Annotated in this window: 24 protein-coding genes; 22 read left to right on the top strand and 2 right to left on the bottom strand. The window is 53.3% G+C overall.

Annotated elements, in window-relative coordinates; translation table 11 throughout:
• Nucleotides 1-88: 88 nt before the first annotated feature.
• The 12 genes from MMC1_RS06555 to MMC1_RS06600 all read left to right on the top strand — a co-directional run bounded on the left by MMC1_RS06555 (nucleotide 89) and on the right by MMC1_RS06600 (nucleotide 11,151).
• Nucleotides 89-655 (top strand): hypothetical protein, encoded by a 567-nt coding sequence (locus tag MMC1_RS06555; RefSeq protein WP_011712951.1) that lies wholly within the window; start codon nucleotides 89-91, stop codon nucleotides 653-655.
• Nucleotides 656-664: 9 nt separating this feature from the next.
• Nucleotides 665-835 (top strand): hypothetical protein, encoded by a 171-nt coding sequence (locus MMC1_RS21845; protein ID WP_160162670.1) that lies wholly within the window; start codon nucleotides 665-667, stop codon nucleotides 833-835.
• A 98-nt stretch (nucleotides 836-933) separates the two neighbouring features.
• A complete protein-coding gene (locus MMC1_RS21850) occupies nucleotides 934-1,104 on the top strand; it encodes a hypothetical protein (RefSeq protein ID WP_160162671.1) in 171 nt (56 codons plus the stop codon).
• 103 nt (nucleotides 1,105-1,207) lie between these two features.
• Entirely contained in the window at nucleotides 1,208-3,019 is a 1,812-nt protein-coding gene (locus MMC1_RS06560; RefSeq protein ID WP_160162672.1) for an AAA family ATPase, read from the top strand.
• Nucleotides 3,020-3,021: 2 nt separating this feature from the next.
• The gene (locus MMC1_RS06565; RefSeq protein ID WP_011712953.1) at nucleotides 3,022-4,158 is read left to right on the top strand and encodes a sensor histidine kinase; all 1,137 of its coding nucleotides are present in this window, start codon (nucleotides 3,022-3,024) and stop codon (nucleotides 4,156-4,158) included.
• Nucleotides 4,152-5,069 carry a response regulator transcription factor gene (locus tag MMC1_RS06570; protein ID WP_011712954.1) on the top strand — a complete coding sequence of 306 codons (918 nt, stop codon included), beginning with the start codon at nucleotides 4,152-4,154 and terminating at the stop codon, nucleotides 5,067-5,069. The genes MMC1_RS06565 and MMC1_RS06570 overlap by 7 nt, the downstream gene beginning before the upstream one ends.
• Nucleotides 5,070-5,072: 3 nt before the next feature.
• Complete coding sequence (locus MMC1_RS06575) at nucleotides 5,073-5,636, top strand: sigma factor-like helix-turn-helix DNA-binding protein (protein WP_011712955.1); 564 nt, start codon at nucleotides 5,073-5,075, stop codon at nucleotides 5,634-5,636.
• Entirely contained in the window at nucleotides 5,636-5,857 is a 222-nt protein-coding gene (locus MMC1_RS06580; RefSeq protein ID WP_041640915.1) for a hypothetical protein, read from the top strand. The genes MMC1_RS06575 and MMC1_RS06580 overlap by 1 nt, the downstream gene beginning before the upstream one ends.
• A 52-nt stretch (nucleotides 5,858-5,909) precedes the next feature.
• Entirely contained in the window at nucleotides 5,910-7,139 is a 1,230-nt protein-coding gene (locus MMC1_RS19745) for a sigma 54-interacting transcriptional regulator (RefSeq protein WP_011712956.1), read from the top strand.
• 167 nt (nucleotides 7,140-7,306) lie between these two features.
• Nucleotides 7,307-8,293 carry an AAA family ATPase gene (locus MMC1_RS06590; RefSeq protein ID WP_011712957.1) on the top strand — a complete coding sequence of 329 codons (987 nt, stop codon included), beginning with the start codon at nucleotides 7,307-7,309 and terminating at the stop codon, nucleotides 8,291-8,293.
• 20 nt (nucleotides 8,294-8,313) lie between these two features.
• The gene (locus tag MMC1_RS06595; RefSeq protein WP_011712958.1) at nucleotides 8,314-10,839 is read left to right on the top strand and encodes a S8 family peptidase; all 2,526 of its coding nucleotides are present in this window, start codon (nucleotides 8,314-8,316) and stop codon (nucleotides 10,837-10,839) included.
• Nucleotides 10,840-10,857: 18 nt separating this feature from the next.
• Entirely contained in the window at nucleotides 10,858-11,151 is a 294-nt protein-coding gene (locus MMC1_RS06600) for a hypothetical protein (protein WP_143711377.1), read from the top strand.
• 76 nt (nucleotides 11,152-11,227) lie between these two features.
• Here MMC1_RS06600 and MMC1_RS06605 read toward each other — a convergent pair whose 3' ends face one another.
• Nucleotides 11,228-11,563, bottom strand: coding sequence for a hypothetical protein (locus MMC1_RS06605; protein WP_011712960.1), 336 nt, complete (start codon nucleotides 11,561-11,563; stop codon nucleotides 11,228-11,230).
• Between the two features lie 44 nt (nucleotides 11,564-11,607).
• Entirely contained in the window at nucleotides 11,608-12,675 is a 1,068-nt protein-coding gene (locus tag MMC1_RS22135; protein ID WP_011712961.1) for an integrase core domain-containing protein, read from the bottom strand.
• A 422-nt stretch (nucleotides 12,676-13,097) separates the two neighbouring features.
• Between MMC1_RS22135 and MMC1_RS21855 the strand changes: the two genes are divergently transcribed.
• From MMC1_RS21855 to MMC1_RS06655, 10 genes are read left to right on the top strand one after another with little or no spacing between them, the layout of a single operon-like run.
• Nucleotides 13,098-13,250, top strand: coding sequence for a hypothetical protein (locus tag MMC1_RS21855; protein WP_160162673.1), 153 nt, complete (start codon nucleotides 13,098-13,100; stop codon nucleotides 13,248-13,250).
• Nucleotides 13,251-13,252: 2 nt separating this feature from the next.
• Nucleotides 13,253-13,747, top strand: a complete 495-nt coding sequence (locus MMC1_RS06615) for a hypothetical protein (RefSeq protein WP_011712962.1) — start codon at nucleotides 13,253-13,255, stop codon at nucleotides 13,745-13,747.
• Complete coding sequence (locus tag MMC1_RS06620; RefSeq protein ID WP_011712963.1) at nucleotides 13,744-14,646, top strand: ATP-binding protein; 903 nt, start codon at nucleotides 13,744-13,746, stop codon at nucleotides 14,644-14,646. The genes MMC1_RS06615 and MMC1_RS06620 overlap by 4 nt, the downstream gene beginning before the upstream one ends.
• Nucleotides 14,647-14,651: 5 nt before the next feature.
• A complete protein-coding gene (locus MMC1_RS06625; protein WP_011712964.1) occupies nucleotides 14,652-15,296 on the top strand; it encodes a hypothetical protein in 645 nt (214 codons plus the stop codon).
• 11 nt (nucleotides 15,297-15,307) lie between these two features.
• Nucleotides 15,308-15,970 (top strand): hypothetical protein, encoded by a 663-nt coding sequence (locus MMC1_RS19750; protein ID WP_011712965.1) that lies wholly within the window; start codon nucleotides 15,308-15,310, stop codon nucleotides 15,968-15,970.
• Nucleotides 15,967-17,649: a DEAD/DEAH box helicase gene (locus tag MMC1_RS06635; protein WP_011712966.1), complete on the top strand. Its 1,683-nt coding sequence runs from the start codon at nucleotides 15,967-15,969 to the stop codon at nucleotides 17,647-17,649. The genes MMC1_RS19750 and MMC1_RS06635 overlap by 4 nt, the downstream gene beginning before the upstream one ends.
• On the top strand, nucleotides 17,649-18,074 hold the full coding sequence (locus MMC1_RS06640) for a DUF6511 domain-containing protein (protein ID WP_011712967.1): 426 nt from the start codon (nucleotides 17,649-17,651) through the stop codon (nucleotides 18,072-18,074). The genes MMC1_RS06635 and MMC1_RS06640 overlap by 1 nt, the downstream gene beginning before the upstream one ends.
• Nucleotides 18,075-18,085: 11 nt before the next feature.
• A complete protein-coding gene (locus MMC1_RS19755) occupies nucleotides 18,086-18,808 on the top strand; it encodes an ORF6N domain-containing protein (protein ID WP_081436221.1) in 723 nt (240 codons plus the stop codon).
• Nucleotides 18,805-19,581 (top strand): PD-(D/E)XK nuclease family protein, encoded by a 777-nt coding sequence (locus MMC1_RS06650; protein ID WP_011712969.1) that lies wholly within the window; start codon nucleotides 18,805-18,807, stop codon nucleotides 19,579-19,581. Before MMC1_RS19755 ends, MMC1_RS06650 begins: the two co-directional genes overlap by 4 nt.
• Nucleotides 19,578-21,716 (top strand): AAA family ATPase, encoded by a 2,139-nt coding sequence (locus tag MMC1_RS06655; protein ID WP_011712970.1) that lies wholly within the window; start codon nucleotides 19,578-19,580, stop codon nucleotides 21,714-21,716. Before MMC1_RS06650 ends, MMC1_RS06655 begins: the two co-directional genes overlap by 4 nt.
• The last annotated feature ends 149 nt before the right edge of the window (nucleotides 21,717-21,865 follow it).

Below are 21,865 nucleotides of genomic sequence, written 5' to 3' on the forward strand. Positions count from 1 at the left end.
CATAATGGGTATAGTTTATAAACTATCAGCATAAAGCAATGTCGTCAACCGACCGCTTTTGATTATAGAGGTATAGGGGGAAGAAGTCATGTGTGAAAAGCGTTTAGGCTCCTGGATCCAGACTTTTGCCGGCAAACAGTTCTGGCCAATGGATGCTCGCCCTGGTGAAGTGGACATTCAAGATATCGCTCATGCTCTCTCTATGCTGTGTCGCTTCAATGGTCACTGTAATCGCTTCTATTCTGTAGCGGAGCACTCTGTCCATCTATCCAGAGTGGTGGAGCCACAGCATGCTCTATGGGGATTGCTTCATGATGCAGCAGAAGCCTATGTGTCAGATGTTCCAAGGCCGGTGAAGCAGCATGTTGAGCAGTTTAAAGAGATTGAGAGCCAGCTCATGGCCGTGGTTGCTGATTGTTTTGGGCTGCATCCAGAACAGCCTCGTGAAGTAAAAAAGGCTGACATGCAGCTATTGGCTACAGAAAAGGTGGCCCTGATGAAGCCTGAGCCAGCCCCATGGCCAGGATTGGTTCAGGGACTGGATGGGGTGGAGATCCATGGATGGAGCCCGTCTGAGGCCAAACAGGCATTTCTTGACCGATTTGCAGAACTGATGTCCGACAGGGATCATGATATTTGCGCCAAAGCTTCATAGGAGGGTGTGATGGAAGATTTCGGATCGCTGTTGCTTTTCATCGGCGTGGTCGGGCTGATCTTTTGGTTCTTCTACGCCGTAGCTGGCCTGATCCTGCGGATTTTCGGCCCCGTCGCCGGATCGCTAATCCTGCTGATCATCACCTTCGGGATGTTTGGTGGGGGTGGTGACGATTGCTGATCCAACTTGCTGGATGTAGTGAGTTGCCACCAGCACATCCAATAAAGGAGGTGAGCAGGTTTTTAAAACCGATCTGTCTGCAGGATTGAGAGGGAGAGATGGGTGAGATCATTGGTTTTCTTATTGGTGCGATGGTGGTGGCGTGGTTTCTCAACGCCATCCTCATTCAACCTATAGCGACATTTATATTCGGCGTGCAAACGAGCACATATCCATTTGCTTTTATCTTTTTTTTGATCGCCAGCTTCCTTGGAAGCTGTGCTCAGTAACAGGTGTCAGACCATGAATGCTAGAGAAGAGATCGTTCCAGCTTGTGGTAACCACATCCTTTTGGGAGCTGAATTTTCAGGGGGCTTTCTTGAAGGGGGGAAATTGGAATTCCTCCCAGGTCTCAACTGCGTCATTGGAGGACGCGGAACAGGCAAGACCACCATTTTGGAGTTTATTCGTTACACCCTGGGCTTGATGCCTGAGCTGCAGCGCAACAGTCGCTCTCGCGCTCACTCCGTTGTACAGAACAATCTGGCCAATGGCAGAGTAAAGCTTGGAATTCAAACAGCCCATGGTATGCGGTATACCGCTGACCGCCCATGGAATGATGAGTGCCAGGTTCTCAATGAGAGAGGAGAGATCACCACCATCTCTCTGGATCGGGACCGCATCTTCAAAGCCGATATCTACAGCCAGAATGAGATTGAGCAGATCGCTACAGATACAGGCTTTCAACTGAAGCTGATCGATCAATTTGAAGAAGAGAGCATTCGGCGTATCAACGGTGATATCAGCAAGCTGATGCGAGACATCAACCATAGCGCGGGTGAGCTTCTCCAAATTAACCGCCAGATGCAAGATCTGGCTGAAACCGCATCAGAGCTCACTGCCATTGAAGAGAAGCTGAAGGGATTTGAGCAGCTTTCTGATGGGCCTGACGCCGAAGCCATCAATGCCGCCCACGCCCACAAGGCACTGCGGGACCGGGAGTCCCAATCACTAAATGCACTTCAAACTGAAATCGATGCTTTCTCGTCCCGCTATCAGAAGGGTATGAGCGCACTAATGCAGAAGCTCAATGCCCATTTCAACCCGGAATATCTGGAAGGCCCCAACGAGGCGGTTTTTGAAGCGGCTTCTGGCCATGTGCAGTACATGCTTGATGAGATGATCAAGAACGTCCCCATCATTGAGGAGCTCTGCCAAATCGCAGGAACAGAGCTTTCTCAGCTTGATGAGGAGCTAAAGCTTCGCCATGGGAAACAGGAGCAGGCATACCGGGAAATGGTAGAGAGATCTCAGGAGGAGCAAGGGCGCGCTGCTGAGCGCAACCAGATCCAAAAGCGCCATCTGGAGGTGACTGAGGCCAGACGCCAGTTTGAGGAGCTCAAAAAGCAGCATGCCGAGCTGTCAGAGACACACCGCACCATGACTTCGAAGCTTTCGGATCTGCGGGATGAACGTTTTTTGCTACGCCGAAATGTGGCTGACCGCCTGACCAAACAGCTTGACCCCATGATCCGGGTCACCATCACCCAGTCTGGCAATCGGCAGGCGTTCGCTGATCTCCTCTCCGAAGGACTCAAAGGGTCTGGATTGAGATATGCATCCATTGTGGAGAAGGTGGTTCAGAATCTGTCCCCTGAAGAGGTCAGCACCATCATCCACAGGCGGGATGTTAAACGGCTCTCAGATGTGGCCGGACTGGATGAAACACGCTCTGCCCGTGTGATCGATCTGCTTTCGGATAATGGCTTTGCCAACCGGTTGGAAGTGGTAGAGCTGGATGATCTGCCACGGATTGAGCTGCAAGATGGGGATAACTACAAGGATGCTACCGCACTCTCTACGGGCCAGCGCTGCACCACTATCTTGCCCATTCTCCTGCTGGAGAGTGACCGTCCCCTTCTGATCGATCAGCCAGAGGACAATCTGGATAACGCCTTTATCTTCGATACCATCGTCAAATCCATCAAAAAAGCCAAAGCTACGCGCCAGCTTATCTTTGTGACTCATAACCCCAACATACCGGTTCTGGGAGAGGCGGAGCGGGTCTTTGTACTCTCATCAGATGGTAAGCGGGGACGCATCCAATGCGCTGGTAGCGTTGATGAGGTAAAGGGTGAGATTGAGACACTGCTTGAAGGTGGCCGCGAGGCGTTCCTGCAGCGCAAGGAAAGGTACGGTCACTGATCATGATGGATACCATTAAACCGGAGACAGGCTTGGATGGGCTTCTACAAGCATTTTGCTCCTCCAATTGGCCCACCGTAAGGGATGCTGTGGATCAAGGGGGCGGTCTACTCCGCTACGCCGCCATGGAGCCATTCGTACACGCCAGGCTGGGCGAGCAAATGTTTAGTTTAGCCCGACATGAGAAGTGGGAGGTCCGCAAAGCCCTAGCCCATGCCATCCTCTTTCTGCGCCATGAGACCTTTGACAGGATCATTGCTGTATTGGAGGAGGATGACAATGCCTGGGTGAAGAGCGCTGCGAAACGGACCATGGATCGGCGCCAGGAGATCTCCAAAACCGACCTGCTCAAGGATGAGCATGGGGATCTTATGCTGGAGTGGCTTTCAGATCTTGAGGAAAAGCATGGGGCTCATGCTCGGGGAGCCGCCAAACGGGTCGCGGAAAAGCTCCAGAACCAGTTTGTGAGGGAGTTCAACCACGAAATGGTCAAAGTCATCTCGCCCATGGATGTGAGCCTTACCTTGTTGAAAACAGCCCTGGAGCAGAAACGGCTCAACCGGGCGTTGATCCAAAAGCATACGACAATGGCCAAAGAGCGCCTTGAGTTCATGATGGCCATTTTGAACTCCTTTCGAACCCTTACCCAGACGACTGAGCTGGAGTTTCAAAATGAAAACCTGATCTCAGTCGTTGATGAGGCGATTCATCTGATAAGGGACCGCAAGCCTGAAAATAGTGCGCTTCACGTTGAGCTCTCTGTCCCTAAAAGCATCATGCTGGATATCAATCGTCATCTACTCCTGCAGGCGCTATCCAATATCCTTCAGAACAGCATTGATGCATGCATTGCTTGTGACCGCGCACCGGCCATCAAGGTCCATGCTACTGTGGTGAACAGGTCGAGGGTGATGCTCTCCATTACTGACCAAGGGACAGGTATGTCAGAGCAGGATGTCAGGAGCGCTTTTCGGCTCTTTGCCACCACCAAGCCGGATGGCACAGGGTTTGGTCTCACCATCGCCAAGAAGATCATTGAATCTGACCATGCAGGCCTCATTCAGCTCTCTAGCCAAAAAGGGAAAGGCACCACGGTAACCATCTCTCTACCAGTCAAGCAGGAGGATCTGAAATGGTGAGCAACAGAGCGAAAAACAAGCATGTGGCGCTGATTGTTGAGGATGACCTGAATCTGGCAGAAGCGTTAGGCGATCTCCTCAAATCCCTTGGCCATGATTTCATCCATGCGGAGACCCAGGAAGAGGGGCTGCGGTTGATGGAGGAAGGGCAATTCTGCTTCGCCATTCTTGATCTTCAGATCAAAGTGGATGCCGATGCCATCTACCCCATGGTTGAGGCGGGTGCTCAGCTTCAGCGCCAAATTCGAGATCGCTACCCTCATCGGAATGACAATGATCAACACCATCTCCAGATCCTGGCCATGAGTGGTCACGCCAAAGAGATGTTCAATGTGATTGGAATGCTGCAGAACGGGGCGGATGACTTCATTCTCAAACCGCTTGGAGAAAATAATCCACCACTTCATGTCAAGATCCAGGACTGTTTGGTCAAAAGTGGTCGGGAGAATCATGAGGACTGTGCACGAATTATGGCTTTAGCACAGAGGGAGTATGCGCCTAAGCATTCTTCACATAGCATCCCGCCATCTGGCCAAGAGCTGTCCGTAACAGGAGAACTGCACGGTAAACGGACCTGCATTCAGCTTGGTGACAAAGTTATACCGTTGCCCAATGCGCAGTTCCTTATTTTGATGAAGATGGTGGCTGCCCGTGTGCGCGATGAGCGGGGGTGGGTCCATAAGAGTGACCTTGGCTCGAAGGATGAACAGGGCTTCAAAGGTGTATCCACGCTCAGTGGCACCTTAGCGCTGCATTTGCCCAGCGAGTTGTCATTCTATGAAAACAACAAACAGGGGAGCTACCGTATCAATCCTGAAATCGCCATTGGGCATATTAACCATTCAACGCTGGCTGAGCATCCGCTTAAAGATGTGAGGGATATGTCAGGGTTAATGCAGGAAGGACGGTAAGCCATGGATTATGAAATCGAATTAAAGATAAAAAATGGGCGGATCTCCTATGCTATGCGCAAAGCGGGAATCTCTTCTGTGGCTGAGTTAGCCCGAACGGCTGGTGTTAGACCAGGTAATCTCTACAAGATAATAAATATGCAGCTTTCACCACTGAATCAGTATGGAGAGTGGAGGCATGCTGTGTTGAAAATGGCTGAGGTGCTCAATTGTATGCCAGCGTTGTTGTTCAATGAACAGCAAATTGAGGGGAACGTAGTCCGAAACCAAATCCAAGTGCCTATGACCAGAGACCAGATGGCCATGTTTCTTGGGCAATCATCTGGACCTGCCACAGCTGAAGAAGTCGAAGAGGTTGTCGAGAAAAGGATCATGCTGGGGCGTGCAATGCAACATCTCTCAGCTAGAGAAGCCCAGGTAGTGAATATGCGAATGGAAAATCTGCGATACGAAGATGTAGCCAAGGTAATGAAAATAACGCGGGAGCGAGTCCGGATAATTGAAGCAAAAGCTTCTAAAAAGATTAAAGCGGTGATTGAACAGATCAAGGAGTCATCGACAACTTGATGAAATTAATGGCTACCCTCGACAAAACAAAAGCTTTTCTGTCCGGCAAGATCAAATTTGGTCTTGCCGGACTTATTTCAGGAGCATTTTTGCTCTTGCAAGACGGAACTCAAGAGCAAATTTACTCGTGCAAGACGGAACCAAGAGCGAATTCGCTCTTGCCGGACGGAACTCAAGAGCCTTTTTGGTCTTGGTTCCGCCGTGGTTCCGCCGTGGCATGAACAAACACCGGACCACTACCCTGAACACGTCAAATCAACGTGAGAGGGTACCGTGTCCAGCAAACAGCACCAGATCATCGGCAGCAGCGCCGCCCTGAAGGAGACCTTGGCCAAAGCCAAGAAGGTCGCCAAGACGGTGCTGCCCGTGCTGATCACCGGTGAGAGTGGTACCGGCAAGGAGCTGTTTGCCCAATTCATCCATGACCAGAGCCGCAGAGCTCAGAAACCGTTCGTGGCCGTCAATTGCGCCGCCATCCCAGCGGAATTGCTGGAAGCGGAGCTGTTTGGGTACAAGAAAGGCGCTTTCAGCGGGGCAGTCAGCGACAAGGATGGTCTATTTGTTCAAGCACATGGAGGGACTCTTTTACTTGATGAAATCGGGGATATGCCTCTTCAACTTCAAGCCAAGATACTTCGTGTGCTCCAGGAAGGAGAAGTCCGGCCCGTCGGCGCAAAGGCCGTGCAGAAGGTGGATGTCCGGATTATTTCAGCCACCCACCGTGACTTGACGGAGATGGCTGTGGAGAAAAAATTCAGGGAAGATTTGGTCTTTCGCCTCAAAGGATATGCGATCAATCTTCCTTCACTTAGGGATCGCGGACATGACATCGTCAAACTTGCTCGGGCATTCCTCAAATCCAGAGATGATTTTACCAGCACGGGATTGAGCAGGGATGCCCAAACGCTCCTAATGCACTATCATTGGCCTGGGAATATTCGGGAGCTGCAGAATGTCATCCTGGCAGCCGCAGTGGATGCAACCAGGAACATTGGCGCTGAGCATCTGGTTGAACACCTGCCGGATGCCATCGACGTCGAAGATCCAAGCATGTCAGTGAGGGAGCGGATCACATCAGCGCTCCAGGAATCGGGCAGTTTGGCCTTGGTCGAGCTGCAGAGCAGGCTGAAGACCCCCAAGGCCACGATTCACCGGCACCTGAGCGGCATGGTAGCTGAGGGAGACGTGACGCGGTCTATGGTTTCCGGTCAGCCGATTTTCGCTTTGGCAGAATCCCAATGTGGGGGTGCTGAACTCCAGCTCACGCAGCGCCAGGAGCAGGCCGTTGCTCTCACGCGAGCGCATGGCCGGATCACCCGGCAGGAGTTGGCTGAGGCGCTGGGAATCTCCATCCGAACCTCAAGCCGTGAAATTTCAGCGTTGGTGGCCGTTGGGGCGCTGACTCCTGATGGCCAAGTTGGCCGCATGGCTGGTTATCATGTGGGAAATCAGACCAATCTGCCTCACTCTATGGCGCACCAGCACACAAACCACGGCAGATAAATTGCATGTTTATCTGCTAATAGTGCGGACCAGCTTTTCCTTATGTAGGAGGTACGCTTGCAAGCCATTTTACAGTATACTTGCGAGTGAGAGACTGGATGGATCTGTCTGGACTCTATTTTGACTCGGCAAGCAACACAGTAGAAAGGTGTAGAAGGAATATAGAAATGGCAACTGCTGACCACGTAAAAGCCTTGATCAAGTCTCATGCAGATGGAGACGAAGAGCGCTTTTATGCCATCGCTATGCAGGTGGCGGCAGGAGCTGCCCGGCAAGGGCACACAAAGTTCGCCAAAGATTTAAGAGATTTAGTTGACCGCATCAAATCTCACGACCAATTCAATTCACCAGGGCAAAAAACAAAACCAGTTCCGATTGTTCAACCTCGCGGTGAACTCTCTGGACTCTTAATCGCATCGTATCCGAATGTTCGCTTTAGTGAGATGGCCCTCGATGATTCGATAAAGAATCGTCTAGAGCGGATTCTTCTAGAGCAGCGTCAACGAGAAGAGCTGCGTGCCCACGGAATGTCGCCAATCAGAAAATTGCTGTTTGTTGGTGCTCCAGGCACAGGCAAGACGATGACTGCATCAACGCTGGCAGGGGAGCTTGGTATACCGCTTTTTACCATCCAGCTTGATGGTCTCATCACTCGATATCTAGGCGAGACTGCCGCAAAACTGAGATTGATTTTTGAATCCATCCAACAGACCAGGGCTGTCTACTTTTTTGATGAGTTCGATGCCTTGGGAAGTGAACGCACGTCACAGAATGAAGTTGGCGAAATTAGGCGAGTTCTGAACTCGTTTCTTCAATTCCTGGAGCAAGATGATTCTGACAGCATAGTGGCAGGGGCCACAAACCATCCTCAGATCCTGGATCGAGCCCTATTCCGCCGCTTCGACTCTGTGATCGAGTACCAATTGCCGTCGCCTGAAATTTCGGAACAGGTCATGCGCGGACGTTTGGCCCTGCTTGATACATCCCAAGTGAACTGGCCAGATGTATTGGAGGCGGGAAAAGGGTTGAGCCATTCGGATCTCACCCGCGCCTGCGAGCATGCTGCCAAGAACGCCATTCTCCAACGCCATTCCAACATCAGCAGTGATGATCTTGTCGATGCGCTGCGCGATCGGCATGCAATCCATCGTTAACCCCGAGGAGTTTCCCATCCATGGCAGCACCTCGGAACCGAAAACATCTTCTCATTCCCGACCGACCCCGTTCCGAATCCTACACTCCGCACCAACGGAATATTAAACAATCGGCCTATTCTGGACCAACCGATCACGCTGGGCATGCGGCATTTCTCCGGAATGCACTGGAAACAGCTCAGCGAGAAGCGACAGCCGCCAGAAGGGCTTCCGATATCGCTGTAACAGGCGCGGTAGCAGGGATCACTGTCGAATTTCAAAGTCCTCCTGGGTTCGACTTGAAGCTTGAATCCCTTGAGAGCAAAAGGGCGGGGATTGAGCTGCTCAATGTCCGTTACAAGTCGACCAATGATGACCGGCATGCTCAACTGGCAACCGTTTTTATCCCTGATGGTTCCTTGAAGCATTTTTTTGATCGATTCGAGCAGTATGCAGAACAAACGACCAAAAAAGGTAAACCTTGCCACAAGGATCTCGTGGAGCGGATCGTTGCTCTGCGAAAAGCCACACTGCAGGCACTATGGACCGACTTGGAGGATGTATACCCTGCAGATGACGAAATGATCTGGTGGGAGGTATGGTTGCGCCGGCATGACGGCTCAGAACTTGCCCGACTGCTGGAGTTCGCTGAACAGGCAAATCTAGTCGTCGGAGAACTCCGGCTTGGTTTTGATGATCGGATTGTAATCCTGGTCAGGGGAACGACTATTCAACTCTCCGCTTCACTTGACGTACTCAATGACTTTGCGGAGCTACGTTTAGCGAAACAAGCCGCTGGATTCTTTGTCGATGATCTGTCACCCACCGAACAGGCAGAATGGGTAAATGACCTCAAAAATCGAACCTCTCTGTCTGCAGATGATGCGACAGCTGTTTGCATCCTAGATACCGGTGTCAATCATGGGCATCCTCTCCTGAGCGGAATTCTTGCGTCTGAAGATGCCACGGCCATTAATCCAGCCTGGGGAAGCGATGATCACGAAGGGCACGGCACAGAGATGGCCGGGCTTGCTGGTTACGGCGATTTAGCTCATGTGCTGGCCTCAAGTACGCCGATTGTGATTCCGCACAGGCTTGAATCGGTCAAGATTCTTCCTCCCCAAGGAAAAAATCCACCAGAGCTATACGGTGCTTTGACTGCGCAAGCCGTAGCACGACCAGAAATCCAGGCACCACATCGACGCCGTGCCTTTTCAATGGCTGTGACAGCCACTGACGAGCGTGACCGTGGGCAACCAACATCCTGGTCGGCAGCAGTTGATGCACTGGCAGCAGGCCGCTCTTTCGATCAATCTACCCATGGGCTCGTGTATTTGGATGACCCTGGCGCGAACGTCCCCCGTCTTTTCATTCTCAGCGCCGGAAACGTTCAGTCTGCCCAGTTGCAGCAAGCTTATCTCGACCGTAGCGATGTCGAAGCCATCCACGACCCCGCTCACGCCTGGAATGCTCTGACAGTTGGAGCATTTACCGAGAAATCTATCATTAACGACGCATCCTATGCCGGGTGGTCAACATTGGCACCTCCAGGAGACCTGTCTCCTTGGAGCACTACGTCCGTTTCATTCCAGGATAGCTGGCCACTCAAGCCGGATGTGGTTTTAGAGGGAGGAAATGTTGCCTCAGATGGGAGGGATTTTCACGATGGAATCCCTGACCTATCTTTGTTGACGACCAATTTCAAACCAGTGAAAGAAAGCTTTACCTTTTCCTGGGCGACCAGTGCTGCTACCGCACAGGCAGCCAGATTGGCTGCAATCATCAGCGCCGAGTACCCCAACTTGTGGCCAGAGTCCATCCGAGCCTTAATCGTTCAGTCTGCAAGATGGACTAAAGCCATGGAAGCACATCTTGATGCCGCAAGCGGGAAAAAGGCGCGTGCCAAACTGGTGCGCCGTTATGGATATGGTGTTCCGAGTCTCAACCGTGCACTCAGGAGCGCCAACGATGCGCTGACCCTGATCGCCCAGGCGTCCATCTCTCCGTTCACTGAGGGTAAGATGAACGACATGCACCTGCACGAGCTGCCTTGGCCAAAAGATGTTCTGCAAGAGCTAGGTGAGACGCCGGTTCGTCTGCGTGTATGCCTTTCGTATTTTATAGAGCCAAATCCGGGGAGGCGTGGCTGGAAGAAACGTCACCGCTATGCATCGCATGGCCTCCGATTCGACTTGAAGCTGCCAACAGAGAGCCCTGAGGAATTCCATAAACGGCTCAACAAAAATGCCCTCGATGAAGACGAAGGAAAACCAGATGGCGGGAGCGGCATGTCAGACTGGTTTATTGGCGAAGCGAGAAATAAAGGATCCATCCATCTCGATATTTGGGATGGCACTGCTGCAGACCTAGCGGAGCGTGGTATCGTCGGGATTTACCCGGTTTCCGGCTGGTGGAAGGATCAACCAAAACGGGATAGAAGCCAATTTGGCGCTCGATACTCCTTGATCATAACTATAGAAACAGATGCTGATGGTGTTGATGTTTGGACACCGGTTGCCCAGGAAGTCGGAGTTCCAGTGGAAGTACTCTCTGCTGAAATTTCATGATGACGCAGCACGAGCGCCATGGCTGCTGCATTTTCTCAGGCGAAAAAAAGGGGGGCGCTCATAGGGCAGAGCATGACGTTTACACCAAGCGGCCCCCTCTCAACGCAGCAGATTGAAGAGTCGCTGCAGCATCATGCCGGGCAACTCAAAAATTTTTCTGGCAAGCCCTTGTTGCTTCCTGACGCCGCCAAATTTGAAATCGGAAATGATCTTGTTTCCGCAAGCAGGGCAAGCCATCAGTTTTCCACCGATATTTTTCGGAACCCTGAGCATCTGGCCACATTTCGGGCACTGTTTTTCCACATGGTATGACATCAAGGGTACTCTCTATTGAAAACAGATGGCGCGGAGAGACACCCGCTGGTCGGCGGTTTTCTGATCGGCCCACTCACTTGCCGACCATCTTCACTGCGCGAAATGGCGAGTCGTCACTCGCGTGGATGAACAGATGTCCCTCCATACCTTCTGCCGTCAACTTGGCCCACCCCCGGCCACAAGCCTCATCACTGTCATTTTGCCCCTGCCATGAGAACTCAATGATGGGTGAGCCGTCCCGCGAGCCTCTCCGACAATCCAGCCAGCCCTGAACGGCACCGAACTGGAATTTCCCCATGTCGTCTTTATCGAACGTGATATGGGCGGGGGCGACCAAGTCCAGATAATCTTCCCCCCATTCATCCATATGAACGATCCGCCACTTACCCATAAAGGGGTTCTTTGCCATCACACACCTCGCTGAAAAATCAAAAAATGAAAACAGGCAGCCGGTCAGGCCGCCTCGCGGTAGTAGGATCGGATAATTCCGCCAAGATCCTCCCTGCACCGGATTTCCCCCGTCTGAGACGGCCTGAAATCGACTTGGAGCACGTTGTTGCCGATATCGACACCCTGATGTGGACGATCAGAATTATAATGGCTCACCCATCGGCGGCAAATGTAATCCAGCTGCCTACGACTCACACAGATAAAGAAATCAAGAGCTTCACGCTTTATTGACGCCACAAAGCTCTCCGCGAATGCGTTTGCCTGGGGCGATTTTGGAGGGATTTGGATCACCCTGGCCCCCTCGGATTTCCACACTTCATTGAAGGAGTCGGTGAACTTGGTGTCGGCGTCCCGGATCAGAAATTCGGGTGTGATGCCCTCGTCGTCACACCACATCAGCATATTCCGGGCCTGCTGGGTCACCCAGGCGCTGTCCGGCGAATAGGACGGCGAACTGCAGAACACCCGGCGGCTTTCCAGGTGGATGAAAAACAGCACATATGCGGTCTTCACGCCGGTCAGAGTGAACACCTCCTTCGAGAAAAAGTCGCATGCGATGGTGGATTCCATATGGGCTTTCAGGAACGTCCCCCATGGCAAGGGTGGTTTCTTTTTTTCCTTCTCAGGGCTGGGGAAGATCCCTGCCTCGTTCAGGATCCGCTTGGCGGAGGTGATGCCGATATGGTGGCCCAGCTTTTTCAGTTCACCTACGATTCGCCTGTACCCCCAGAGACCGTTCTCCTTTGCCAGCTTGATCACCAAGTCCCGGATCTCCTGGGTGATGCGGGGACGTCCGACGTTTTGCGGTACATCGCCTTTCTCGCTGCGATCGAGCCAGCGCCGGTAGGTGGCTGGTTTAACTACCTCCATGAGTTCGCCCACATCGTGGCCGCAAATGGCCCCCAGTCGCACGAGCTCGGCTTTTTCCTCCACGGACGGGATAATGCGGCCTGTCGGCACCCGGTCGCGCAGAATCTGGATCTGTGCTTTCAGCAGCCGGACCTCAGCGTTATGCCGTGGTGTGAAGTGGTGCGCAAAGAGGGTGAACAGAAAGGTGAACCAACGATCCATAGCCAAAACCTACCGCGACGAATATAATCTGTATGAAGCTGATAATATAGCATAATACTCCATTCCTACAAATTGGAACAGCCCTCAAAATCCGCCCCTCCTGGCGGTCGCCGTGACATTCAGATCAAGGGTCCAAAATTGGACCTGCGAATCCAGAGGTCCAGAATCAGAAGCCTGGGCAGCCGGTTCGACTCCGGTAATCGAACCCGAATCCAATCCTGCATAAAAACCATCTTCCGCGTACCCATCGAAGCTGGACCTCGACCGGCTTTGCATGTCATTTCAGAACCTATTGATTAACTTATTGTTTAAGCGTTTTTCTGGTCAGACGATCGGCTCTGCTACCTGTTTGCCCAAGCTCGCGGCCAAGTGACGGGGAAAAAAGTCGAATTTCTGATTTTAGGGAAGGAACGGTCCACTTGTTGGGTGAGATGGAATTAGCCCTGACAGCTAAACATTCCGTTTTCCACATTAACGATCTGAAACCGATCCAGACCAGCCTGCGCAGCATCCTTCAAACGGTTGAAAACGCGATGCTCAACGCAGATTACGGCATCACTGAAGAGGAGAAATGACCATGAATACAGAATCCGTCATCAACCTGGAAGACCTGCGGCAGATGGCCATGGGTGATGTGGCTGCTCTCAATGCGCCCACCCTTGCCCGACTGCAGCATGAAGCCGCCGAGTCCATGAACAGGGCCAAGTTGGTCAAGGAACTTCTGGACGGCGTGCTCAGCCGCAAATATGCCGACAAGGCAGCCCTGATGCGCACGGAAGCCGGGAAGGATTTCGGCACCGTACGCTTCAGCGATGGCGACGTGCAGGTGGTTGCCGACCTACCCAAATGCCCTCACTGGGATCAGAAGCGCCTTTCAGATTTGTTTGACCGGATCCGCAAGGCGGGTGAAGACCCCAACGAGTACATGGATGTCGACTACAAGGTGCCCGAGACCAAGTTCAAAGCCTGGCCTTCCCAGATTCGCAGCGCTTTTGAAGGGGCACGCACCGTCAAGGCTGGCAAGCCCACATTCAAGCTGTCTTTGAGGAATGAGCAGGAGGCTACGGTATGAGCGGCCTCCCCATCATCAGCGCCGACCAGCGCATGGCAGAGCAACGGGGCATCAAGGGGGTAATTCTAGGCCCCAGCGGCATTGGCAAGACATCTTTGCTGTGGTCCGTCGATCCGAATTCCACCCTGTTTTTTGACCTAGAGGCCGGCGACCTGGCCGTGGAGGGGTGGCCCGGGGATACCATCCGCCCACGCACCTGGGACGAGTGCCGCAACTTTGCAGTGTTCATTGGCGGCCCCAACCCTGCGCTGAGGGATGATCAGCACTACAGTCAGGCGCACTACAACGCTGTTTTACAGAAGTATGGCGACCCCGGGGTCATGGCCAAGTACCAGAGCATTTTCGTGGACAGCATCACCGTGGCTGGGCGGCTCTGCTTCCAATGGTGCAAGGGACAGCCCCAGGCGTTCTCGGAGAAAACCGGAAAACCAGATTTGCGGGGCGCTTACGGGCTGCACGGCCAGGAGATGATCGCCTGGATCACCCACCTCCAGCATACCCGGGGCAAGAACGTCTGGTTTGTCGGCATCCTTGATGAGAAGACCGACGACTTCAATCGGCGTTACTACACCCCGCAGATTGAAGGATCAAAAACCGGTCTGGAACTGCCCGGTATTGTAGATCAGGTGATCAGCATGGTGGAGGTCAAACCCGAGGAGGGTCCGTCTTATCGAGCCTTCATCTGCCAGACACTCAATCCATGGGGATACCCGGCTAAAGACAGAAGTGGTCGCCTCACCATGGTGGAGGAGCCCCATCTGGGTCGCCTCATGGAGAAAATACATCAACCCGGCAAACCGGCAGCGGAAAGGCTTAGCTTCGAACGCCCTAAGAAAGTGACCGAAGCCGCCCCCGCCACCGGCGCCCCCGTCGACATGGCAATGAACACAGGAGCATGACCATCATGGATAACAACTGGAACGATTTCAACAACGCTGAGAGTCAGCAAAGTTTTGACCTGATTCCCAAAGGGACCATTGCGCCGGTGCGCATGACCATCAAGCCTGGTGGTTATGATGACCCCAACCGGGGTTGGACAGGTGGGTATGCTACGCGTAATGCCGACACTGGGGCTGTTTTCCTCAAGGTAGAATATGTCATCACTGAGGGCAAATACGCCAAACGGAAGGTGTGGAGTAACATCGGCTTATTCAGCCAGAAGGGCCCGGAATGGGGCAATATGGGGCGCTCTTTTATTCGAGCGATCCTCAACTCTTCCCGTGGCCTCAAGGATAAGGACAACACCCCTCAAGCCCAACAGGCCCGGCGCATTAATGGACTGGCTGACCTGGATGGGCTTGAGTTCTTGGCCAAAATCGATGTGGAAAAGGATCAGAGGGACGATTCGGATAAGAACACCATCAAGTTCGCCATCACTCCTGATCACAAGGAGTACCAGGGATTCAGCGGTGGCGGTTCATCCGCACCGGCAGCGCCTCCTGCACCGGCCAACCAGGGGTGGCAGCCCAATGCGCAACAGCCCCAGTCTGCCCCTCTGCAGCAAACGGCCCCTGCGGCTCCGACCCAAACGCCAAGTTGGGCGCAGTAAGGGGGTGAAAGATGGCTAAGCTAAATATGGTGGGAAAAGTGATCGGGCGTCTTGTCGTCCTTTCACCTTTCAACACTTCCAAGCCAGGAAGGCATTGGAAATGCCGTTGTGAGTGTGGATTTGAAACCATCCAAAGCACTTCGAAGCTAAACGAAGCCGTAAAGAAAGGAAAGAATATCGGCTGTAAGTGTGCGAGAGAGGCTTCCATTCTCAAGGCAGCAAAAGCAGCCGTTCAAATACTTCGAAAACACGGTTTGAACCATTCCAAACTTCATTGGATGTACGACAACATGATGAAACGGTGTTATCGGCCAGAGACAAATCGCTATGAGCGATATGGCGGGCGCGGCATCGGTGTGTGTCAAGAGTGGAGTGATGACCGTTCTGCTTTTTATACCTGGGCACTAGAACAAGGATGGGAAGTAGGGCTCTCTATCGACCGAATCGATGTGGACGGTGATTACACTCCTACAAACTGCCGTTTCATTCCAATCGAAAGGCAAGCCAGCAATACGTCCAGGAATCGTTATTTGGAGTGGAATGGTAAGCGTCAAACCGTTTCTGACTGGGCGCGGGAACTTGGGGTTCGACCTCAGGCATTGCAACACCGCGTTGATCGTGGCTGGAACCTTCATCGCATGTTTACACAGCCATTCAGGAGGATCCATCAATGATCCTTCGCCCTCGACAGGAGACTTTTGTCCGCAGATCGGTCGATGCCCTTTACGAACATGGTGACACATTGGCTGTTGGTCCTACCGGCATGGGCAAGAGCATATGCCTTTCAGCTGTTGTTGGTCGTGTGATTTCCAAAAGTGGTGGGAAAGCCTGTGTCTTGGCTCATCGGGACGAACTTACCCAGCAGAATGTGATGAAATTCACTAAGGTTAATCCAGGGCTTTCCACCTCTGTAGTGGATGCCCGTGGCAAATCGTGGCGCGGGCGCGCCACCTTTGCCATGGTGCCCACTCTTGCCCGGCAGAAAAATCTGGATGCCATGCCAGATCTGGATTTGCTGGTAATTGATGAGGCCCACCATGCGGTGGCCAACAGTTACACCCGCATTATTGATTCGGCTAGAGGAATAAACCCAAACTGCATGATTTATGGTCTGACTGCCACCAGTGGTCGTGGTGATAAAAAGGCTCTCAGACCGATCTTTTCTAATGTTGCTGACCAAGTGCGGCTTGGAGAATTGATCCAGTCTGGCCATCTGGTTAAACCCCGTACATTCGTTGTCGATGTAGGCACTCAGGATGCGTTGAAAAGCGTACGGAAGACAGCAGACGACTTTGATATGGCCGAGGTGTCCCAGATCATGAACAAGGCCCCGGTCACCGAGGCTGTCATCAAACATTGGAAGGAAAAAGCCGGCACCCGAAAGACCATCGTATTCTGCTCCACCGTGGATCATGCCCAGAACGTTACAGATGCTTTCAACAATGCGGATGTGGAAGCGGTGATGGTCCATGGAGAGCTTACCACCGCAGAGCGCAAAGCAGCATTGGCTCGGTTTGAAAAGGGTTCAGCCATGGTGGTTGTGAACGTGGCGGTTCTCACAGAAGGCTACGATCATCCACCCACATCCTGCGTAGTTCTGCTTCGGCCAAGTTCGTACAAATCCACCATGATCCAGATGGTGGGGCGCGGGCTGCGCACCGTGGATCCCGCCCTGTTTCCTGGACTGGTCAAGACCGACTGTATTGTCCTGGATTTCGGCACTTCATCCATCCTTCACGGCTCCCTGGAACAGGACGTTAACCTGGATGGAAAGGAGATCCAGGGAGCGGCTCCCACCAAGGAGTGCCCCGAGTGCCAGGCCATCGTGCCTTTGGCAGTCAGGGAGTGCTCTCTTTGTGGGTATGTGTGGGAATCGGAAGTTACTGGAGAAGGGCCGGAATCCATCACCGACTTCATCATGTCCGAGGTGGACCTGCTCAAACGCTCCAGCTTCCGCTGGGTTGACCTGTTCGGAGATGATGCCGCCATGGTGGCCAACGGCTTCCACGCCTGGGGTGGGATCTTCTTCCTCAATGGCAACTGGCACGCTGTGGGTGGAGCCAAGGGCCAGCCCACCAAGTTGCTCTCTATCGGTGAACGTACCATCTGTCTTGCTGCCGCCGATGACTGGCTCAATGAGAGCGAAACCGATGAGTCGGCACATAAAACCAAATCCTGGCTCAACCAACCCCCAACGGATAAGCAGCTTCAATATCTGCCACCAGCCATGCGCATGGATATGGGGCTGACCCGTTACCACGCATCAGCGCTGCTGACCTTCCGCTTCAATAAAGCTGCTATTCGCAGTTTGATATTTGAAGCGGACCGACAGGCGCTGGCGGAGGTGGCGTGATGGCCATGGCATGGACACGCCGAAAGAGCACCTGGCACGACCCGGATTGGGGATGGATCAAGTTGCCGCCTGGGTTGCGTACCCGCCGGGTTGGGCTGGCAGCCTTGAACCGTAAGGAGCGGTCACTCTTTCAGCGTCATTTAAAACGTCACTCCTCACACGTTCTGATCTGGCTGTTACGCAAGGTTAGAGCTGTGCCGGAGGATCTGATTTTGGAGGTTCACAACATGGTGGATGCCACTGAGTTGGAAAAAGCTGCTATGGCCGCCGCACTCCCCTCTCTTGGGGAGTATGTGGCCAGCATTGGTATGCAACGCCCTTTGGCGGAGTACAGCAAAGAGGAAGTGCTCACGATGGTGGAGGTGGTTATCACTGCCTACCAAGATTACATGGCCAGCGCCAAGCCGGATGAGATTCCGTTTTAACCGAAGGAGACATGACGATGATTCAAGACGAAATGCAGATGGTAACCGTCGGTGAAACAGCTCTATCGGTTATCGAATATAAAGGCAGCCGTGTTGTCACCTTTGCCATGGTTGATCAGGTTCATCAGCGGCCAGAAGGGACGGCCAAACGCAACTTTCACGACAACCGTCCTCGATTTGAAGAGAACGTTGATTTTGCCAAAATATCGAAGGACGAATTTCGTACCGACCTATGGGAATCCTTTGGATTCAGCAAGTTTGCATCCTCTGGAATTCTCCTGACCCAGACTGGCTACCTCATGCTGGTGAAATCCTTCACCGACGATCTGGCATGGAAGGTTCAGAGAGAGCTGGTCAATCGCTACTTCCGAACCGCACCCACCTCCACGGCCCACCAGCTCTATCTGATGGCTAAGGCCAACTGGGAACAGGAGCAGAGACTGAGCCAGATTGCGGAGCTGCAGCATAATCAACAGCAGCAGTTGGATGCATTGGCGCAACGCCAGTCAGACATGGACGGCAACACCGGATACATGACTGCCCTGGCCTATTGCCGCAAAGAGAGTATCCCTGCACCTCTCGCTTATGCCAAGCAACTGGGCATAAAGGCATCTGAGATGTGTCGGAACCTCGCCATTCGTATGGGACAGGTCCCTGATGAGCGCTGGGGGTCGGTCAATAGTTATCCCATAGAGATCCTCCGTGAATGCCACCAGGATATGAAAGGGGCATGACCATGTTGGATTATAATCACAACGGTGGGGGCATCGCCCCCGCCATCAATCATCTGATTGATGAGGCTTTGGAGGTGGAAAACCGCCAACAGACCCCTCGCACCTATCTGGGCGCATCCCGTTTAGGAGTGGCTTGTGAACGGGCGCTGCAGTTTGAGTACGCCCATGCTCCCAAGGATACGGGGAAGGATTTTGATGGGCAGCTCCTGCGCATTTTCGCCGCTGGACACCTGTTTGAGGATATGGCGATTCGCTGGCTGCGCATGGCTGGATTCGAGCTCTTCACCACCAAGGGTAATCGCCCTAATGGCGAGCAGTTCGGCTTCGAAGCCGCTGGCGGTCGGATTCAGGGCCACGTAGACGGGATCATCGTGTCTGGCCCAAACAGCATCAGCATGGGTTACCCCTGTCTATGGGAGTGCAAGTCCCTCAACAATAAATCCTGGAATGACACTGTAAAGCGCGGGTTGGCCCTCTCCAAGCCGGTATACGCAGCCCAGGTCGCCATCTATCAGGCATATATGGAGCCCCAGGTAGGGGGCATCTCGGCCAACCCGGCGCTGTTCACCGCCATCAACAAGGATACGTCCGAAATCCATCACGAACTGGTGCCTTTTGATGCCCCACTTGCGCAGAAGATGTCCGATCGCGCTGTGCGCATCATCAAAGCCACAGAGGCCCATGAGCTACTACCCCGGATCAGCCGGGAGTCGACACACTTCCAGTGCCGTATGTGTAGCTGGGCAGATCGCTGCTGGAGTCTATCAGCATGAATAATGGGGCTCCATATCTCGATTTCAATGATGCCGGTGGGCAGCAGGAGTTTTCCTCTGTTGCAGAACAGCATCATGAAAAGGAGGAGATCAAGGCACGTCTGCAGAGCCAGATTGAGTCGGTGCTGTATCACCTTCTGCCTGCCGGGAAGGTTCGTCATGGGCAGTTCTTCATCGGCGATGTGGAGGGCAACCCCGGTGAAAGTATGAAGGTAGAACTGACCGGCGAAAAGGCTGGGGTCTGGTACGACCATGCCGCAGGTTCGGGTGGCGACATCCTGGACCTGTGGGCCCGGTCACGAGGCATGGACACCCGCACCCAGTTCCGTGACGTCATGGATGATGTGCGCGGCTGGCTGGGAGAGTCCGTGAGATTACCACCTGTTTCGATGCAACCAACTCAACGGCGTGAACCCCCCATGGATGAGCTGGGGCCCCATACCGGTAAGTGGGACTATTTCGATACCAATGGCCAACTACTGGTCTGTGTCTACCGTTACGATCCTCCGGGCCGCCGAAAGCAGTTCCGCCCTCTGGATGTGCGCACCGGCAAGTGGCAGTCGCCAGCGGTGACGCCCCTCTACAACCTCCCCGGCATCATTCACGCCGCTGAGGTGGTGCTGGTCGAAGGGGAAAAGAGCGCCCAGGCGCTCATCGATGCGGGAATCCCGGCCACCACCTCCATGGGCTCCAAGGGACAGATCAACCGTGCCGATTGGAGTGTTCTCCAGGGAAAGCGGGTAATCATCTGGCCCGACCGGGACAAGGCAGGATGGGAGTACGCCCAATTGGCTTCACAGGCCGCCAGAAACGCGGGTGTTCGGGAAGTATCCATTCTCACTCCACCGGAGGAGAAACCTGAAAAATGGGATGCCGCTGATGCCATGGCTGAAGGGATGGATGTGCGTGCTTTCATCCATGGAACACCACGTCAGGAACCACAGGCCCGGAAACGCCGCATCCGACTGATGGATTGGACCTTCGACCGTTATGACGGCCCACCCCCGCCACGGGAGTGGTTGGTCGAGGGTGTTCTTCCCCTCGGAGTGCCCGGCATGGTCGCCGCCATCGGTGGAGCAGGAAAAAGCATGCTGTTGTTGGACCTTTGCATCAAGGTGGCTCAGATACATACAGGGAATCCCATTCCCACAGAGGCGCTGGGAGGTCCTTTGGTCCCTATTGAAGGTACAGCGGTCATGCTCACCGCTGAGGACGATCAAGATGAGATCCACAGACGACTCAATCTGCTTGTTGGAGATCTTCCAGATCCCAGAAGGCTGATTGTGATTCCACTGCCCAATGCAGGTGGTGCTATGCCCCTTGTCGCCATGGGTCGTGAAGGCCCTGTACTCACTGATGCCTACGAGGAGATGCGTCAGGAGCTATTGGAAATCCCAGACCTGCGATTAGTGGTCATCGATCCACTCCAAAGCTTTGCAGGTGGAGATGTCAATAGTGACCCCGCCGCAGGGTCCATGTTCTTTGCTGGGTTGGGCCGCATTGCTGCCGAAACAGGGGCAACCACATTAGTAGCGCACCATTTCAAGAAAGTGGGTAGCAAACCCATTCACAGCGCCAGTGAAGCCAGAGAAGCCATCCGTGGCACCACTGCCCTAGTTGACGGTGGGCGCTGGTCTTACGCCCTATGGGAAGCCTCACAGGATGAATCCATCAAAATCTGTACCCAACTGCAACGCAGTTATGAACGTGACTCTGTGTTCAATGGTGCGGTGGTCAAAAGCAACTGGCCAGTTGATAAAGCAGTTAGGGTCTATGTTCGCGAGTCATCGACAGGGTTACTACAAGATCGTTCAGTTGACCTCGCTATGCGCATCAGTGGCAATGAAGATTTAAGTAAAAGTCTTGTCATGGCTCTGGGTAAAGCAGCATCCAATGGCCAACCATTCACGAAAACTGGCGGTAATGGTGTCTTTGAACGTAGATCAGAGCTTCCAGGCGACTTACAGGCGTTTTCCAAGCATAAGATAGCAGAGTTGATTGACTCCTTATTGCGAACAGGACGGCTAGTGCAGTGCGTAGCACCGGGTAGTCATATCAAAAAATGGCTCGATGTTCCGGGGGGTGAGTTTGCACTTGGCGTCGGTGAATTTCAGCTGGGATCTGGAGCTGAATGATGAGGAAAAATGCGTTCCCGGAACCTACCCATTCCCGGAAAAATCCGGGAACCGGGAACGTTAACATATTGAATTGTATAGGGTACACCGTTCCCGCCGGGAACGTTCCCGGTCATTCCGGGAAGACGTTTAACTTATTGATTACTTAA

The organism is Magnetococcus marinus MC-1 (assembly GCF_000014865.1).
Classification (GTDB): Bacteria; Pseudomonadota; Magnetococcia; order Magnetococcales; family Magnetococcaceae; genus Magnetococcus; species Magnetococcus marinus.

What these genes read in the sequence shown, in the direction of transcription:
- MMC1_RS06555 (WP_011712951.1), top strand. Translation starts at nt 89, where the DNA reads ATGTGTGAAAAGCGTTTAGGCTCCTGGATCCAGACTTTTGCCGGCAAA.
- MMC1_RS21845 (WP_160162670.1), top strand. Translation starts at nt 665, where the DNA reads ATGGAAGATTTCGGATCGCTGTTGCTTTTCATCGGCGTGGTCGGGCTG.
- MMC1_RS21850 (WP_160162671.1), top strand. Translation starts at nt 934, where the DNA reads ATGGGTGAGATCATTGGTTTTCTTATTGGTGCGATGGTGGTGGCGTGG.
- MMC1_RS06565 (WP_011712953.1), top strand. Translation starts at nt 3,022, where the DNA reads ATGATGGATACCATTAAACCGGAGACAGGCTTGGATGGGCTTCTACAA.
- MMC1_RS06570 (WP_011712954.1), top strand. Translation starts at nt 4,152, where the DNA reads ATGGTGAGCAACAGAGCGAAAAACAAGCATGTGGCGCTGATTGTTGAG.
- MMC1_RS06575 (WP_011712955.1), top strand. Translation starts at nt 5,073, where the DNA reads ATGGATTATGAAATCGAATTAAAGATAAAAAATGGGCGGATCTCCTAT.
- MMC1_RS06580 (WP_041640915.1), top strand. Translation starts at nt 5,636, where the DNA reads ATGAAATTAATGGCTACCCTCGACAAAACAAAAGCTTTTCTGTCCGGC.
- MMC1_RS06590 (WP_011712957.1), top strand. Translation starts at nt 7,307, where the DNA reads ATGGCAACTGCTGACCACGTAAAAGCCTTGATCAAGTCTCATGCAGAT.
- MMC1_RS06595 (WP_011712958.1), top strand. Translation starts at nt 8,314, where the DNA reads ATGGCAGCACCTCGGAACCGAAAACATCTTCTCATTCCCGACCGACCC.
- MMC1_RS06600 (WP_143711377.1), top strand. Translation starts at nt 10,858, where the DNA reads ATGGCTGCTGCATTTTCTCAGGCGAAAAAAAGGGGGGCGCTCATAGGG.
- MMC1_RS06605 (WP_011712960.1), bottom strand. Translation starts at nt 11,563, where the DNA reads ATGGCAAAGAACCCCTTTATGGGTAAGTGGCGGATCGTTCATATGGAT.
- MMC1_RS22135 (WP_011712961.1), bottom strand. Translation starts at nt 12,675, where the DNA reads ATGGATCGTTGGTTCACCTTTCTGTTCACCCTCTTTGCGCACCACTTC.
- MMC1_RS06615 (WP_011712962.1), top strand. Translation starts at nt 13,253, where the DNA reads ATGAATACAGAATCCGTCATCAACCTGGAAGACCTGCGGCAGATGGCC.
- MMC1_RS06620 (WP_011712963.1), top strand. Translation starts at nt 13,744, where the DNA reads ATGAGCGGCCTCCCCATCATCAGCGCCGACCAGCGCATGGCAGAGCAA.
- MMC1_RS06625 (WP_011712964.1), top strand. Translation starts at nt 14,652, where the DNA reads ATGGATAACAACTGGAACGATTTCAACAACGCTGAGAGTCAGCAAAGT.
- MMC1_RS19750 (WP_011712965.1), top strand. Translation starts at nt 15,308, where the DNA reads ATGGCTAAGCTAAATATGGTGGGAAAAGTGATCGGGCGTCTTGTCGTC.
- MMC1_RS06635 (WP_011712966.1), top strand. Translation starts at nt 15,967, where the DNA reads ATGATCCTTCGCCCTCGACAGGAGACTTTTGTCCGCAGATCGGTCGAT.
- MMC1_RS06640 (WP_011712967.1), top strand. Translation starts at nt 17,649, where the DNA reads ATGGCCATGGCATGGACACGCCGAAAGAGCACCTGGCACGACCCGGAT.
- MMC1_RS19755 (WP_081436221.1), top strand. Translation starts at nt 18,086, where the DNA reads ATGACGATGATTCAAGACGAAATGCAGATGGTAACCGTCGGTGAAACA.
- MMC1_RS06650 (WP_011712969.1), top strand. Translation starts at nt 18,805, where the DNA reads ATGACCATGTTGGATTATAATCACAACGGTGGGGGCATCGCCCCCGCC.
- MMC1_RS06655 (WP_011712970.1), top strand. Translation starts at nt 19,578, where the DNA reads ATGAATAATGGGGCTCCATATCTCGATTTCAATGATGCCGGTGGGCAG.